Raw genomic sequence first — 14,983 nt, 5'->3', positions numbered from 1 at the left:
ACTAAAAATTCTCGCAGCAACTGAACGTTAAGCCTATGAAATACGATACATCCGAGCTTTGTGACATCTATCAGGAAGATGTCAACGTCGTGGAACCGCTGTTCTCTAACTTTGGGGGACGGTCGTCGTTTGGCGGACAAATCATCACGGTAAAATGTTTCGAGGACAACGGGTTGCTGTACGATCTGCTCGAACAAAATGGCCGTGGTCGAATTCTGCTGGTCGATGGCGGCGGTTCTGTCCGTCGTGCGCTGGTCGATGCCGAACTGGCTCGTCTGGCTGTACAGAATGAGTGGGAAGGTCTGGTCATCTACGGCTCAGTCCGCCAGGTGGACGATCTGGAAGAACTGGACATCGGCATTCAGGCGATTGCCGCTATTCCGGTGGGTGCCGCAGGTGAAGGAACCGGGGAAAGCGATGTGCGCGTCAACTTTGGTGGCGTGACGTTCTTCTCCGGCGACCATCTGTACGCCGACAATACCGGGATAATCCTTTCCGAAGACCCGCTCGATATCGAGTGATCAAAAAAGGCACCGCAAGGTGCCTTTTTTATGCGTTATCGCTGAGTACCGGAAGCAGCTTGCGCCTTATCCAGCCTACACGTAGGGGCGATTACGCGAGAGATTTCGTGTTGTAGCAAGGCGGCAAACGAAGGTATCCCCAGGAGCGTAGTAAACTACGAGACTGGGGGTAACTAAGCGCAGCCAACGCTGCTACGGCGCGAAAGATAAAGCGTAATTAGACTTCTTCCATACGGCCGAGCAGAGCATGCAGACGATCCTGCCAGCCATTCTGCTGTTCTTTCAGACTGTTATTCTCACGCTCCAGCTCTTCACGCTGCTGCTGTGCAGACTGAACTTCCTGCGACAGTGAGTTATTCTTTTCTTTCAGCTCTTCGATTTCCATCTGCAACAGCGTGATGGTATCAATCGCCTGCTGTACTTTTGCTTCCAGTTTCTCAAACACTTCTAATGACATCGTCATACCTCTCCTGAATTGCAAGGCGTTGATGGATAAAAATCCTCGTCCCGATAACCGGCGACGCCTTAATAAAAACGAGCGCACTCTACTTAGCTCCGATTGTATGAAGCCGCGCCATCCCTGTCCAGCAGCATCCCGCGCAGATTGCGGTTTGCAACACTTTTAATCTTTGTCCTGGTGACAGACAGCGCATAACTCAAAAGTGTTAACATATTGGTTAATGAAATGATTCAGCTCACACTCTTTTTGTATAACAAATACCTCGTTATGGCGCGATAACGCTCATTTTGTTGATGCAGTACACACATTTCAATTTCGATATTTCTCGTTTTTGCTCGTTAACGATAAATTAACAGTGTGCCTACCGGCTCCGGGGATGTCAGTGACCTTCTCGAACACAATAAACATTAAACTCTCTTCAGGATCCGATTATGAGTCAAACATCAACCTTAAAAGGCCAGTGCATTGCTGAATTCCTCGGTACCGGGTTGTTGATTTTCTTCGGTGTGGGCTGTGTTGCTGCACTTAAAGTGGCTGGCGCTACTTTTGGTCAGTGGGAAATCAGTATCATCTGGGGTCTGGGGGTAGCGATGGCTATCTATCTGACGGCAGGCGTTTCTGGTGCACACCTGAACCCAGCAGTCACAATCGCACTCTGGTTGTTTGCGTGTTTTGACAAACGCAAAGTAGTACCTTTTATTATTTCGCAAATTGCCGGCGCCTTTTGCGCAGCGGCATTGGTTTACGGGCTTTATTACAATCTTTTCATCGATTTCGAACAAACTAACCATATCGTGCGCGGCAGTACCGAGAGCCTGGGTCTGGCTGGTACTTTCTCCACCTACCCGAACCCGCATATCAATTTTGTGCAGGCCTTCGCGGTTGAAATGGTCATTACCGCTATTCTAATGGGGCTGATTCTGGCACTGACCGACGATGGTAACGGTGTACCTCGTGGTCCGCTGGCACCCCTGCTGATCGGCTTATTGATTGCCGTTATTGGTGCCTCCATGGGTCCACTGACCGGTTTTGCGATGAACCCGGCTCGTGACTTTGGGCCGAAACTATTCGCCGGGCTCGCAGGATGGGGTGAGATTGCCTTTACAGGTGGTCGCGATATTCCTTACTTCCTGGTACCGGTGTTTGGCCCGATTACCGGCGCGATTTTGGGCGCATGGGCATATCGCAAACTGATTGGTCGCCATTTACCGTGCGATGTCTGCGCGATTGAAGAGAAAGACATTGCGGCCAACACTCAACAAAAAGCTTCGCAGTAATGTGACTACGGGACAAAAAATTATGACTGAGAAAAAATATATCGTTGCGCTCGACCAGGGCACCACCAGCTCCCGCGCGGTCGTGATGGACCACGATGCAAATATCGTTAGCGTTTCACAACGCGAATTCGAGCAAATCTACCCGAAAGCAGGTTGGGTAGAACACGACCCAATGGAAATTTGGGCGACCCAAAGCTCCACGCTGGTAGAAGTGCTGGCGAAAGCCGATATCAGTTCCGATGAAATTGCAGCGATTGGTATTACTAACCAGCGTGAAACCACTATCGTCTGGGAGCGTGAGACCGGTAAACCTATCTATAACGCCATTGTGTGGCAGTGTCGTCGTACCGCTGATATTTGCGAGAAACTCAAGCGCGACGGGATGGAAGATTACATCCGTAACAACACCGGCCTGGTAATTGACCCGTATTTCTCCGGCACCAAAGTAAAGTGGATCCTTGACCACGTAGAAGGTTCTCGTGAGCGCGCTCGTCGCGGTGAACTGCTGTTCGGTACAGTGGATACCTGGCTTATCTGGAAAATGACTCAGGGACGTGTACACGTAACGGATTACACCAACGCCTCACGTACCATGCTGTTCAACATCCACTCCCTGGACTGGGACGACAAGATGCTGGATGCGTTGGACATCCCGCGCGCAATGCTGCCGGAAGTTCGTCGTTCCTCCGAAGTCTACGGTCAGACCAACATCGGTGGTAAAGGTGGCACACGTATTCCAATCTCCGGTATCGCAGGCGACCAGCAGGCTGCGCTGTTCGGCCAACTGTGCGTGAAGGAAGGGATGGCGAAAAACACCTACGGCACCGGCTGCTTCATGCTGATGAACACCGGTGAGAAAGCGGTTAAGTCCGAAAACGGACTGCTGACCACCATCGCCTGTGGCCCAACCGGAGAAGTGAACTACGCGCTGGAAGGTGCGGTGTTTATGGCTGGCGCATCCATCCAGTGGCTGCGTGATGAAATGAAACTCATCAGCGATGCTTTCGACTCCGAATATTTTGCCACCAAAGTGAAAGACACCAACGGCGTGTACGTTGTTCCGGCATTCACTGGTCTGGGTGCACCGTACTGGGACCCGTATGCCCGTGGCGCGATTTTCGGTCTGACCCGTGGCGTAAACTCTAACCACATCATCCGCGCAACGCTCGAGTCTATCGCTTACCAGACCCGTGATGTTCTGGAAGCGATGCAGGCCGACTCCGGTATTCGTCTGCACGCACTGCGTGTTGATGGCGGTGCGGTTGCCAACAACTTCCTGATGCAGTTCCAGTCAGACATTCTCGGCACTCGCGTTGAGCGCCCGGAAGTCCGCGAAGTTACCGCACTGGGTGCCGCATACCTGGCAGGCCTGGCCGTAGGTTTCTGGCAGAATCTGGATGAGTTGCAGGAAAAAGCTGTTATTGAACGTGAATTCCGCCCTGGTATTGAAACCACAGAGCGTAACTTCCGTTACAGCGGCTGGAAAAAAGCGGTCAAACGCGCCCTTGCGTGGGAAGACCACGAAGAGTAATGCTGAAATGCCGGATGGGGTTAACGCCTTATCCGGCAAAACCTTCTCAACCCTGCACACGCACACACATCAATAATCCAGCCCCTTACCCTGTGCTACACTTCGCGCCATTCCTTTCTGCTACGAGTTTGCAATGAGACGAGAACTTGCCATTGAATTTTCACGCGTGACCGAAGCAGCCGCACTGGCTGGCTATAAATGGCTGGGTCGCGGCGATAAAAACATCGCTGACGGCGCGGCGGTGAACGCCATGCGTATTATGCTCAACCAGGTCAACATCGACGGCACTATTGTTATTGGTGAGGGCGAAATCGATGAAGCACCAATGTTGTTTATCGGTGAGAAGGTTGGGACCGGTCTCGGCGATGCCGTGGACATAGCTGTCGATCCAATCGAAGGCACGCGCATGACAGCAATGGGCCAGGCGAATGCCCTGGCAGTACTGGCTGTCGGTGATAAAGGCTGCTTCCTGAACGCGCCGGATATGTATATGGAAAAGCTAATTGTCGGCCCTGGTGCGAAAGGATCAATCGACCTGAATCTGCCGCTGGAAGCTAACCTGCGTAACATTGCTGCCGCACTCGGTAAACCACTTGGTGAGCTGACCGTCACCATCCTTGCAAAGCCTCGTCATGATGAAGTTATCGCTGAGATGGCGAAGCTGGGCGTACGCGTGTTTGCCATTCCTGACGGCGATGTCGCCGCCTCAATTCTGACCTGCATGCCAGACAGCGAAGTCGACGTACTGTACGGTATCGGCGGCGCACCGGAAGGCGTAGTTTCCGCTGCCGTAATCCGCGCACTGGATGGCGACATGCAGGGCCGCCTGCTGGCACGTCACGACGTCAAGGGCGACAGCGAAGAGAATCGTCGCATTGGCGAACAGGAACTGGCTCGTTGCCAGGCAATGGGCATTGAAGCAGGCAAAGCGCTGCGTCTGGACGAAATGGCGCGCAGCGACAATGTGATTTTCTCAGCGACCGGGATCACCAAAGGCGACCTGCTGGAAGGGATTAGCCGTAAAGGCAATATCGCAACCACTGAAACACTGCTGATCCGCGGGAAATCGCGCACGATCCGCCGCATTCAATCCATTCACTACCTGGATCGCAAAGATCCTGATGTGCAGGCGCACATCCTGTAACAGATTTGTTTGATTGAGCTTTCCAGTCCTCCGGGACTGGAATTTTTTTGTTCAGCGAACGAAGATAAGGCAAGCAAATCAGACAGGAGAAAACCATGGCAGATTGGGTAACAGGTAAAGTCACGAAGGTACATAACTGGACCGATGCCCTGTTTAGTTTGACCGTGCGAGCTCCAGTTCATCCTTTCACTGCTGGTCAGTTTACTAAGCTTGGCCTTGAGATCGACGGTGAGCGCGTCCAGCGCGCCTATTCCTATGTGAACGCGCCTGATAATCCTGATTTAGAGTTTTATCTGGTGACCGTTCCCGACGGTAAACTCAGTCCACGTCTGGCTGCGCTGAAACCTGGCGATGAAGTGCAGGTCGTAAGCGAAGCCGCAGGATTTTTCGTGCTGGATGAAGTTCCCGATTGTGACACGCTCTGGATGCTGGCAACCGGCACCGCTATCGGCCCATATTTGTCGATTCTGCAGTTGGGTAAAGATCTTGATCGCTTTAAAAATCTGGTGCTGGTCCATGCTGCCCGTTATGCCGCCGATTTAAGCTACCTGCCGCTGATGCAGAGGCTGGAAAACCGCTACGAAGGTAAATTACGTATCCAGACGGTCGTCAGCCGTGAAACGGCTACAGGCTCGCTTACTGGACGGGTTCCCGCGCTGATTGAAAACGGCGAGCTGGAAAAAGCAGTTGGGCTGGCAATGGATACCACCACCAGCCATGTGATGCTTTGTGGAAATCCACAGATGGTACGCGATACCCAGCAGTTACTGAAAGAGACCCGGCAGATGACCAAACATCTGCGTCGTCGACCGGGCCATATGACTGCCGAGCACTACTGGTAAGACATTGCCGTGGGTTTATTGATTTTGTAGGTCCGATAAGCGTAGCGCCAGCGGGCGATCTGCCGGATGGCGGCAACGCCTCATCCGGCCTACGCTTTACCCTTTATACTTCACATCCAGCGTATCTACGCCAAATTTGTTTTCACCCTGAGTGCCAACAAACGCGCCCAGATCGATAATCATACCGACCAGAATCAGCGTAGGAATAAAGCGACCTACCACCCACTGCCAGATGCCTGGCAATATCGCCCAGTTTCCGGCCAGCAGCATCCACGCCAGAATCATCAATAGCGCCCACAATCCAGAGCGCCCCCGGTCATGCAGGCGTTTTACCGTCACTGCCGCCGTCGGCCAGAGCAGACAGACCAGGCAAAACGCAGCCGTCTGGATATCGAGTAATTTTTTACTCGCCAGTGAGAACAGAACCAGCATACCGACAATCCAGAGGCCGACCCAAATCCAAAAATCACGGCGTCCGATACGCCCTTTAAATGAGAATAACCACTGCTGTATGGTCATGTAGGTTCCTTTAAAATTGGCCTTCAGAACAGTTTACCCTTTTGACAAGCCCGACAGTTATCGTTTTAATCGTGGACAGTCATAACGAAAGGTACGATTGATGAAGCAAGGATTTACTCTGTTTTTATTATTGTTTTCAGCCCTGTCCGTAAACACTACGGCACTGGCGGAAGAGCACTCGACAGCAACCACAGCCCCCTACCTGCTGGCGGGCGCGCCGACGTTTGATCTGTCGATCAGCCAATTTCGTGAAAACTTTAATACGCAGAATCCAAAACTTGCATTGAATGAGTTCCGTGCCATCGACAGCAGCCGTGATAAGGCAAACCTCACCCGCGCCGCCAGTAAGATCAATGAAAACCTGTATGCGTCATCTGCTCTTGAGCGCGGTACGCTGAAAATCAAAAGCATGCAGGTAACCTGGCTGCCGATTCAGGGGCCGGAACAAAAGGCCGCCAAAGCGAAAGCGCTGGAATACATGAGCGCCATCATCCGCACCGTAGCCCCTTTACTGACCAAAGAACAAAGCCAGAAAAAGCTGCAAAAATTGCTCACCGCAGGCAAAGGTAAGCATTACTACGCAGAAACTGAGGGTGCAATTCGCTATGTTGTTGCAGATAACGGCGAAAAGGGGCTGACCTTCGCTGTTGAACCGATTAAGCTGGCATTATCTGAGAGTCTGGAGGAGTCGAATAAATGACAAAAAGCAAAGCCTTTCCAGGGATGAATCTCTATACTGTTTCACAGACCATGCTGCCCTGACGGGCGGCCATATTCCTTAATTCGCTGATAAAGCGTGGAGAAATGAAATGCGACATCCTTTAGTGATGGGTAACTGGAAACTGAACGGCAGCCGCCATATAGTAAACGAACTGGTTGCTAACCTGCGTAAAGAACTGGCTGGCGTAGCTGGCTGTGCAGTAGCAATCGCTCCACCGGAAATGTATATCGACCTGGCAAAACACGCTGCTGCCGGTAGCCACATCATCCTAGGCGCGCAGAACGTTGACCTGAACCTGTCTGGCGCATTCACTGGTGAAACTTCAGCTGAAATGCTGAAAGACATCGGCGCGCAGTACATCATTATCGGCCACTCCGAGCGTCGTACTTATCACAAAGAGTCTGACGAGCTGATCGCTAAAAAATTCGCTGTGCTGAAAGAACAGGGTCTGACCCCGGTTCTGTGCATTGGTGAAACCGAAGCAGAAAACGAAGCAGGCAAAACTGAAGAAGTTTGCGCACGTCAGATCGACGCCGTTCTGAAAACTCAGGGTGCTGCGGCATTCGAAGGCGTGGTTATCGCTTACGAACCTGTATGGGCTATCGGTACTGGCAAATCTGCAACTCCGGCACAGGCTCAGGCTGTTCACAAATTCATCCGTGACCACATTGCTAAAGCTGACGCGAAAATCGCTGAACAAGTCATCATCCAGTACGGCGGTTCCGTAAACGCAGCTAACGCAGCAGAACTGTTTGCCCAGCCGGACATCGACGGTGCGCTGGTTGGCGGTGCTTCGCTGAAAGCTGACGCCTTCGCGGTGATCGTTAAAGCAGCTGAAGCCGCTAAACAGGCTTAAGTCGTTGCGACGGGAGGCATGCTCCTCCCGTCACATCCGGCGATTCCGTTTTACCAGTATCCCAGCCAGTGCCACCAAAAGGCTCCGGTCACTCCCCAGATAGTCAGGTTGACCACGCTCATCACTAGCCCCGTTTTCCACCACTCCGCCAACGTGACATAGCCCGAACCAAAGATGATGGGTGCAGTACCCGTACCATAATGCGTGAGCGACATCATCAGTGAGGAAGAGAAACCCAGCATCAGTCCAAGCAGTGCCGGGGGAGCGCCGAGACCTAATCCCGCAGCGAAGAACGCCGCGAACATGGCCGTAATATGCGCGGTGGTACTGGCGAAAAAGTAGTGTGAATAGACGTAAAGCAGGATCAGCAGCAGTGTCGCGATACTCCAGTGGACACCGAGATGATCAATTGCACTGCCCACGCTCGTCGCCAGCCAACCCACCAGACCCAGTTTGCTCAGGAAGTCCGCCATCATCACCAGAGCGGCAAACCAGACTATCGTATCCCATGCACCGCGGCATTTAAGAATATCGTCCCAGTTTAATACCCCCGTCACGAGCAGAATGGATAGGCCAATTAACGCCGCACTGGTGGGGTTAACAGCCCAGCCGTTGCCCATCAGCATCGCAGGAACACCCGCCCACAGGCAAAGCAACAAAACGAAAACTGCGAGGGTGATTTTTTCTGCCAGCGATAGCGGGCCAAGCGCGCCCAGCTTTTCCCGGGCAAACTGCGGCGCATTCGGCGTACGCGTAATGGCCGGTGGATAGAGCCACCAGATAACGATGGGCATCACGATCAATGAGACGACAGCAGGAAGGAGCGCCGCGATAGCCCACATCCCCCAGGTCATATTCAGCACCCCATCTGACCCTTTAGTCAAAAAGCTAACAATTAAGGGGTTAGGTGCAGTCGCTGTGATAAACATTGCTGAACTGATCGGGTTAATGTTGTAGTTCACCAGTGCAAGATATCGCCCCGTTGAACCATTTTCCTTGTCGCCGGGTTGAGACCCGAGACTTTCTGCAATCGCCCGCATCACCGGATGGATAATGCCGCCGCCGCGCGCGGTATTGCTCGGCGTTACGGGCGCGATCATCGTTTCCGCCAGCGTTAATGCCCAGGCGATACCCAGTGTTCTTTTGCCGAACAAGGCAATAAACCCATAGCCGATACGCGCACCCAGCCCCGTTTTCAACAGACTTTGCGACAGCATGATGGATAACCCAATCAGCCAGATCAGTTGGTTCGAGAAACCGCTTAGCGCGTCGTTCAACGCCGCTGAGGGTTTACCAGGGTTGGTAACGCCTGTCATAGCCACCAGCATAATCGCCACAATTGCGATAGCGCCGATGGGCATGGCCTTGCCAATAATCGCCGCGATCGTGCCGATAAACAGCGCCAACAGATACCACGCCTCAGGAGTTACGTCAGGGGGGCAAGGAATAATAAACCAGATTGTCAGCGTAATAACGATCGAGATGATGGCAGGCCAACAGCGGATGGGGGTCAATCTGTCCATGAATCAATCCTTGAGTTTCCAGTGCGCAAGTACGCGCTCCGGTATTAACCGGTATCAGCACAAATAAAACAATTCATCATCTCACAAAACAAAAAATTAACACCACGATGAAACTATAATTTCCCTAATACGCTAAACCACACGTAATCCAGCGGCAACAGTACCAGATACGTCGCCACCGCCAGCGTAATACACAGCAACATCCCTGCTCTTGCGGGCACTTTCCCTAACGCCATCGCCACCACAATCGGTGATGCCTGATACGGCAACAACGGGGTGGAATAACCCAGAACCTGAATCATAATCACCGACAACAGCGGGAACCCGGTCGCATCGGAAAAGCTCTGGGCCAACGTGGTATACAGTGCCGGAACGCCATTAGCCGTCATAATAAAATTGAGCGCGGTGGTGATACCGGTCAACGCCAGGAAGCTGGTAAACGGTTTATTCGCATCCAACGGCATCACCTGTAACAGTGCCTCGCCCACCGCACTACCAATGCCGGTCTGCGTCACAGTGATCGCCAGCCCCAGGATACCTGCCACATATATACAGGTGCGGATATTTACGCCACTGGAAAACTCCTCCCCATTAATAAAACCAACACGGGGCAACAGCGTAATGACCGCTGCCGTCAGGCCGGTCCAGGCTGGACCAATGCCGTGCCAGCTTTCACTCACCCACATAATCAGCACAACCGTCAACATCCAGGCCAGACGTTTCTCATCACCACTCATCGGTTCAGGTGGCGTCAGATCACGCGGTGCATGAGGCTTGCCGGGGAACAGCCAGCAAATAAGCACAATAAGTACCGCGCCTTTCAGCCAACCCAGCACAGGCGTATGTAACAGCAAATAGGGAAGGTAATTCAGATGGATACCGTAAGAGCCTTCCGCTGCACCACTCATTACCAGGTTAGGTACGTTCGCGGGTAGAATCGTGGCGGAAAGCTGGAAGGTGCCAAAACCAACGGCTAACGCCAGGCCGTACCAGGCGCGGGTACCATCGGCAATTCCGGCACGTTTCGCCATCGCCGCAACAATCGGCATCAACAACGCAATGCGCCCCATATTGGATGGCATTACAAACGCCAGCGCATAGCTAAGCAGCACCACGCTCGCAACCATTAACGGCCAGGAGTCGGTCAGCCGGGACGACAACGCACGCGCAGCCCGATCCGCCAGTCCCGTTTTACGAATCGCGATACCCAGTACGAAACCGCTAAAGACCAGCCAGAACGCTGACGATGCAAAGCCACCAAAGATCACATCCGGTGGAGCAATTTTGGCCACCATCGCCACAGAAAAGAACAGCAGAGCGGTTATAAACTCCGGTAACAGCGACGTTGCCCAGAGCAGAATGGTGATGCCAACCACCAGAGAAGGAATAAACAGAGGGTGCGTAAGCCAGATCGACATGCCTGTCTCCTGTTGTTTTTTTCAACAAGAATACGGGGACAGGCAAAGAGAGTAAACGCCAGATTAGGTGGGGTTACTTCAGAATATCACATTGATGATCCTGAATTTCCTCGGCGGAGGCGAGATTCAATGACAGCAGATCGCGCTGCGTCGCCAGCAGGACAAAGGAGTCATCGCTCTGGCGTGCCATCGCCAGCGCATAGCTGCCCATGTGCTCACGCGCATCAGGAACTTCTTCCGCCAGCATCATAAACGGGCTACGTTGTACCAGCTCGCTTTCCGTCACGCGGCGCGCCAGATACTGGTGTCCGCGTAGCCCTCCGGGTAAAGGCAGCCAGCGAGTACCGATCTTCGCCAGATTGTCATCCAGTTGCGTTCTGACATCAGGACGCAGACAAGAGATATGAATATGAAAGTGGTTTTGCGTGCGACCAGTGACTGAGTTGATCGCCAGTGATACTGCCTTGTCGGGAATTTCCTGACCATATTTCTGACTCATAAAGCTACGCGCCTGCCAGGCGAGCCAGAAAAAGTTTGGCGTGCCCGATTTCAGCAACAGCGGGCTTTCCATCCCGTTAATACGGTAGCCAGGCATCAACAGATATTGCAGAGGGCCGTTACGGTCCTTGAACACCACGTATCCGGCATCCGGCTTAACTTCAGCGCATGGTGCAGGATTTTGGTGTTGTAACTGGTTCGGCAGACATTGCTCAAGCACAATCTGGCGTAACGCGTCCGGATTAGCGGTAAACTTCCAGTAGCCAATGCCCGCCGTCGCAGCGATAACGATCACCACCAGTAAAAAATAGCCTGCTTTTTTCATTGCGCGTTCCCTGTATCTTATTGAAGTGGAAGAGTAACGCAAAATGATGACAAATAAAAAAGCCCGGTCGCATTATGCCACCGGGCCTGAAAACGACATCCGCACTTACCGTTTACTAATCTGATCGAACGTGCCGCCGTTAGAGAAGTGTTCTTTCTGCGCCTTTGTCCAGCCGCCAAACTCCTCGTCGATGGTGAACAGCTTCAGCTTCGGAAACGCATTTTCGTATTTCTTCGCAATTTCAGGATCGCGTGGACGATAGTAGTTTTTCGCTGCAATTTCCTGACCCTGCGGGGAATAGAGATACTTCAGATAAGCTTCTGCCACTGCTTTGGTATCTTTCTTTTCGACCACTTTGTCGACAACAGAAACGGTCGGTTCCGCCAGGATAGATTCGCTCGGAGTGACAATTTCGAACTTATCTTTACCCAGTTCATTCGTCGCCAGCAGCGCCTCATTTTCCCAGGCAATCAGCACATCACCGATCCCGCGCTCGACAAAAGTATTGGTTGAACCACGTGCGCCGGAATCCAGTACTTCAACGTTTTTAAACAGAGCCTTGACGAAGTCCTGTGCTTTGGCCTGATCGTTGTTGTTGTGGTGCAGCGCGTAGCCCCACGCGGCCAGATAGTTCCAGCGGGCGCCGCCTGAACTTTTCGGGTTTGGCGTAATAACCGACACGCCCGGTTTAACCAGATCGTTCCAGTCATGAATTTGCTTTGGATTTCCTTTGCGGACCAGGAAGACGATGGTGGAGGTGTAAGGCGCAGAGTTATCCGGCAAACGCTTAATCCAGTTTTTATCGATACGACCACGTTCAGCGATGGCATCAACATCATAGGCCAGCGCCAGGGTTACCACATCGGCTTCAATACCGTTAATAACGGAGGTTGCCTGTTTGCCGGAGCCACCGTGTGACTGGCGGATCACGACATTATCACCCGTTTCTTGTTTCCAGTGCGCGCTGAATGCTTTGTTGTACTGTTCGTACAGTTCACGCGTTGGATCGTACGATACGTTAAGTAACTGAATATCCTTTGCCAGAACGCTGGTCGATGCCAGCAATAATGTTAACCCCACGCTCCATTTGTTCATCGCCCAGCTCTCTTATGTTGTGTTGTGATGAGCAAAGCGTGCCAGAAAGCGATCCAAACATTAAAGAATAAAAAAAGATTTGCTATAACTTGGGGGAATAAAAGCGAGAGGATGTACCGGATGGCGACTAACGCCCTATCCGGCCTACAAGTCTCTGCAACCTGTAGACCTGATAAGCGTAGCGCCATCAGGCGCGGAAAAAACAATCAGTACAGTTTTTTCGCGCAGTCCAGCCAGTCACCTTTGAACGGACGCTTCATGTTTTCAATTGCGTCAATGATGTCGTGGTGAACCAGTTGTTCGTTCTGAATGCCGACGCAACGACCGCCATGACCTTCCAGCAGCAGTTCAATGGCATACGCGCCCATACGGGAAGCCAGGATACGGTCGTAAGGCACCGGAGAACCACCACGCTGGATGTGGCCCAGTACGGTTGAACGCGTTTCACGGCCTGTTTCTTTCTCGATGTAATGCGCCAGTTCGTCAACGTCACACATGTGCTCAGTAATGGCGACGATGGCGTGTTTTTTACCTTTCGCGATCCCAGCTTTGATTTCAGCGACCAGATCGTCACGGCTGAATTCCACTTCCGGTACCACAACAAACTCACAGCCACCCGCGATTGCTGCCGCCAGGGTCAGATCGCCACAGTAACGGCCCATCACTTCAACGATGGAAATACGCTGGTGAGAAGAAGAGGTATCACGCAGGCGGTCAATCGCTTCTACCACGGTACCCAGTGCAGTGAAGTAGCCGATAGTGTAGTCAGTGCCTTTAATATCGTTGTCGATCGTGCCCGGCAGACCGATGCACGGGAAACCCATTTCAGTAAGGCGTTTTGCACCCAGGTAAGAACCGTCACCACCAATAACAACCAGTGCATCAATGCCACGTTTCTTCAGGTTTTCGATAGCCACTGCACGCACATTTTCGTCGCGGAATTCAGGGAAGCGAGCAGAACCGAGGAAAGTACCGCCACGGTTAATCATGTCGGATACGCTGTAGCGGTCAAGCTGGACCATACGGTCTTCATACAAACCCAGGTAGCCATCATGGATCCCCATGACTTCCAGTCCTTCCGACAACGCTGCACGTACAACACCACGGATTGCTGCGTTCATGCCCGGCGCATCACCGCCGCTTGTCAACACACCGATTTTCTTAATCATGACTACCTCTGAACTTTGGAATGCAAAATGAAATCTGCTGCCGGAAGTCGATTCCGCATATCGAAACGATCCAACGAATATGCAGATAGTATAACAATCACTTCCTGCTGAATTGATTCAGGTCAGGCCAAATGGTGGTAATTTATACACAAAATGCTGGCCTGGCACACTTTTTACAACGAATTAAACATCTTGCCTTCCCTGGGTACGACGGAACAGGGATCCTGGTGAATAATCACATCCGATCCCGGGAAACGCCGCAAAATTGCCTGCTCAACCTGTTCAGCCACTAAATGCGCCTGAACGAGCGGCAGATTATCTTCCATTTCCAAATGAATCTGAATAAAGCGGGTCGGCCCTGACTGCCGCGTGCGAAGATCGTGAGCGCCGCTGACTCCCGGCCATGACGTCACAATATCAATAATTTCCTGACGTTCCCCATCGGGTAAAGCGCGATCCAGTAAGGATTGCACCGCCTCATACCCCATACGTAATGCGCTATATAAAATATAGATGCCAATTCCGAGGGCAAACAAGGCATCCGCACGATGCCAGCCATACCAGGCAAGGCCAAGCGCAACGAGGATCGCTCCGTTCATCATAACATCAGACTGATAATGAAGCATATCTGCCCGGACAGCCTGACTTTGCGTACGTTTCACAACCCAGCGCTGAAACGTGACCAGTATGATAGTACAAATTAACGCAATGACGGTGACGATCACCCCTACGCCCGGATCTTTCATCGGCGTCGGCTGGACCAGATGCTGAATACCGGTCAAAAACAAAAACAGCGCCGAGCCTGAAATAAACATACTTTGTGCCAGCGCCGCCAGCGATTCTGCCTTCCCATGTCCGAAAGTGTGCTCATCATCAGCCGGTTGCAATGAATAACGCACCACCAAAAGATTGGTCAACGACGCGGCGATATCTACCAGAGAATCCACCAGAGCAGCCAGAATACTCACCGATCCGGTGTACCACCACGCAAAAATTTTGATCAAAAGTAACAGCGATGCCATCACTGTCGCGGCGATTGCCGCCCGGCTCACCAGCCGCCCATAGGTTTGATTCATAAACACTC

The 14,983-nt window shown here is 52.3% G+C and carries 15 protein-coding genes; 7 read left to right on the top strand and 8 right to left on the bottom strand.

The window, feature by feature from the left end; genetic code table 11:
- Positions 1–35: 35 nt before the first annotated feature.
- A complete protein-coding gene (rraA, locus tag AACS05_RS24520) occupies positions 36–521 on the top strand; it encodes a ribonuclease E activity regulator RraA (RefSeq protein WP_045449315.1) in 486 nt (161 codons plus the stop codon).
- Between the two features lie 217 nt (positions 522–738).
- Here the strand turns inward: rraA and zapB are convergent, their stop codons facing one another.
- Complete coding sequence (gene zapB, locus AACS05_RS24515) at positions 739–984, bottom strand: septal ring assembly protein ZapB (RefSeq protein ID WP_005121725.1); 246 nt, start codon at positions 982–984, stop codon at positions 739–741.
- Between the two features lie 428 nt (positions 985–1,412).
- On the opposite strand from zapB, the gene AACS05_RS24510 reads away from it, so the two are divergent.
- The 4 genes from AACS05_RS24510 (at position 1,413) to fpr (ending at position 5,775) form a co-directional block, all read left to right on the top strand.
- A complete protein-coding gene (locus AACS05_RS24510; RefSeq protein WP_045449313.1) occupies positions 1,413–2,258 on the top strand; it encodes an MIP/aquaporin family protein in 846 nt (281 codons plus the stop codon).
- 22 nt (positions 2,259–2,280) lie between these two features.
- On the top strand, positions 2,281–3,789 hold the full coding sequence (gene glpK, locus AACS05_RS24505) for a glycerol kinase GlpK (protein WP_045449312.1): 1,509 nt from the start codon (positions 2,281–2,283) through the stop codon (positions 3,787–3,789).
- A gap of 133 nt (positions 3,790–3,922) precedes the next feature.
- Positions 3,923–4,933, top strand: a complete 1,011-nt coding sequence (glpX, locus tag AACS05_RS24500; protein ID WP_045449305.1) for a class II fructose-bisphosphatase — start codon at positions 3,923–3,925, stop codon at positions 4,931–4,933.
- A 95-nt stretch (positions 4,934–5,028) separates the two neighbouring features.
- On the top strand, positions 5,029–5,775 hold the full coding sequence (gene fpr, locus AACS05_RS24495) for a ferredoxin--NADP(+) reductase (protein WP_045449303.1): 747 nt from the start codon (positions 5,029–5,031) through the stop codon (positions 5,773–5,775).
- 96 nt (positions 5,776–5,871) lie between these two features.
- Here fpr and AACS05_RS24490 read toward each other — a convergent pair whose 3' ends face one another.
- Positions 5,872–6,294 carry a DUF805 domain-containing protein gene (locus tag AACS05_RS24490; protein ID WP_045449302.1) on the bottom strand — a complete coding sequence of 141 codons (423 nt, stop codon included), beginning with the start codon at positions 6,292–6,294 and terminating at the stop codon, positions 5,872–5,874.
- 100 nt (positions 6,295–6,394) lie between these two features.
- On the opposite strand from AACS05_RS24490, the gene AACS05_RS24485 reads away from it, so the two are divergent.
- Both AACS05_RS24485 and tpiA read left to right on the top strand, forming a co-directional pair.
- Entirely contained in the window at positions 6,395–6,994 is a 600-nt protein-coding gene (locus AACS05_RS24485) for a YiiQ family protein (RefSeq protein ID WP_045449300.1), read from the top strand.
- Positions 6,995–7,103: 109 nt separating this feature from the next.
- Entirely contained in the window at positions 7,104–7,871 is a 768-nt protein-coding gene (gene tpiA / locus AACS05_RS24480) for a triose-phosphate isomerase (protein ID WP_045449297.1), read from the top strand.
- A gap of 50 nt (positions 7,872–7,921) precedes the next feature.
- Here the strand turns inward: tpiA and AACS05_RS24475 are convergent, their stop codons facing one another.
- The 6 genes from AACS05_RS24475 to fieF all read right to left on the bottom strand — a co-directional run bounded on the left by AACS05_RS24475 (position 7,922) and on the right by fieF (position 14,975).
- Positions 7,922–9,394 (bottom strand): DASS family sodium-coupled anion symporter, encoded by a 1,473-nt coding sequence (locus tag AACS05_RS24475; RefSeq protein WP_045449295.1) that lies wholly within the window; start codon positions 9,392–9,394, stop codon positions 7,922–7,924.
- A gap of 113 nt (positions 9,395–9,507) precedes the next feature.
- Entirely contained in the window at positions 9,508–10,812 is a 1,305-nt protein-coding gene (locus AACS05_RS24470; protein ID WP_045449292.1) for an SLC13 family permease, read from the bottom strand.
- 73 nt (positions 10,813–10,885) lie between these two features.
- On the bottom strand, positions 10,886–11,635 hold the full coding sequence (locus AACS05_RS24465) for a CDP-diacylglycerol diphosphatase (RefSeq protein ID WP_045449291.1): 750 nt from the start codon (positions 11,633–11,635) through the stop codon (positions 10,886–10,888).
- 105 nt (positions 11,636–11,740) lie between these two features.
- Positions 11,741–12,730 (bottom strand): sulfate/thiosulfate ABC transporter substrate-binding protein Sbp, encoded by a 990-nt coding sequence (gene sbp, locus AACS05_RS24460; RefSeq protein ID WP_045449289.1) that lies wholly within the window; start codon positions 12,728–12,730, stop codon positions 11,741–11,743.
- A 206-nt stretch (positions 12,731–12,936) separates the two neighbouring features.
- Positions 12,937–13,899: a 6-phosphofructokinase gene (gene pfkA / locus AACS05_RS24455; RefSeq protein WP_045449287.1), complete on the bottom strand. Its 963-nt coding sequence runs from the start codon at positions 13,897–13,899 to the stop codon at positions 12,937–12,939.
- Between the two features lie 173 nt (positions 13,900–14,072).
- Positions 14,073–14,975, bottom strand: a complete 903-nt coding sequence (gene fieF / locus AACS05_RS24450; RefSeq protein WP_045449286.1) for a CDF family cation-efflux transporter FieF — start codon at positions 14,973–14,975, stop codon at positions 14,073–14,075.
- Positions 14,976–14,983 lie beyond the last annotated feature (8 nt).

Source organism: Citrobacter sp. S-77, assembly GCF_963864895.1.
In the GTDB taxonomy this organism is placed as follows: domain Bacteria; phylum Pseudomonadota; class Gammaproteobacteria; order Enterobacterales; family Enterobacteriaceae; genus Citrobacter; species Citrobacter murliniae.
This window is presented reverse-complemented; position numbering and strand designations above follow the sequence as displayed.

What these genes read in the sequence shown, in the direction of transcription:
- rraA (WP_045449315.1), top strand. Translation starts at nt 36, where the DNA reads ATGAAATACGATACATCCGAGCTTTGTGACATCTATCAGGAAGATGTC.
- AACS05_RS24470 (WP_045449292.1), bottom strand. Translation starts at nt 10,812, where the DNA reads ATGTCGATCTGGCTTACGCACCCTCTGTTTATTCCTTCTCTGGTGGTT.
- zapB (WP_005121725.1), bottom strand. Translation starts at nt 984, where the DNA reads ATGACGATGTCATTAGAAGTGTTTGAGAAACTGGAAGCAAAAGTACAG.
- AACS05_RS24490 (WP_045449302.1), bottom strand. Translation starts at nt 6,294, where the DNA reads ATGACCATACAGCAGTGGTTATTCTCATTTAAAGGGCGTATCGGACGC.
- glpX (WP_045449305.1), top strand. Translation starts at nt 3,923, where the DNA reads ATGAGACGAGAACTTGCCATTGAATTTTCACGCGTGACCGAAGCAGCC.
- AACS05_RS24475 (WP_045449295.1), bottom strand. Translation starts at nt 9,394, where the DNA reads ATGGACAGATTGACCCCCATCCGCTGTTGGCCTGCCATCATCTCGATC.
- pfkA (WP_045449287.1), bottom strand. Translation starts at nt 13,899, where the DNA reads ATGATTAAGAAAATCGGTGTGTTGACAAGCGGCGGTGATGCGCCGGGC.
- glpK (WP_045449312.1), top strand. Translation starts at nt 2,281, where the DNA reads ATGACTGAGAAAAAATATATCGTTGCGCTCGACCAGGGCACCACCAGC.
- AACS05_RS24465 (WP_045449291.1), bottom strand. Translation starts at nt 11,635, where the DNA reads ATGAAAAAAGCAGGCTATTTTTTACTGGTGGTGATCGTTATCGCTGCG.
- fieF (WP_045449286.1), bottom strand. Translation starts at nt 14,975, where the DNA reads ATGAATCAAACCTATGGGCGGCTGGTGAGCCGGGCGGCAATCGCCGCG.
- AACS05_RS24485 (WP_045449300.1), top strand. Translation starts at nt 6,395, where the DNA reads ATGAAGCAAGGATTTACTCTGTTTTTATTATTGTTTTCAGCCCTGTCC.
- sbp (WP_045449289.1), bottom strand. Translation starts at nt 12,730, where the DNA reads ATGAACAAATGGAGCGTGGGGTTAACATTATTGCTGGCATCGACCAGC.
- AACS05_RS24510 (WP_045449313.1), top strand. Translation starts at nt 1,413, where the DNA reads ATGAGTCAAACATCAACCTTAAAAGGCCAGTGCATTGCTGAATTCCTC.
- fpr (WP_045449303.1), top strand. Translation starts at nt 5,029, where the DNA reads ATGGCAGATTGGGTAACAGGTAAAGTCACGAAGGTACATAACTGGACC.
- tpiA (WP_045449297.1), top strand. Translation starts at nt 7,104, where the DNA reads ATGCGACATCCTTTAGTGATGGGTAACTGGAAACTGAACGGCAGCCGC.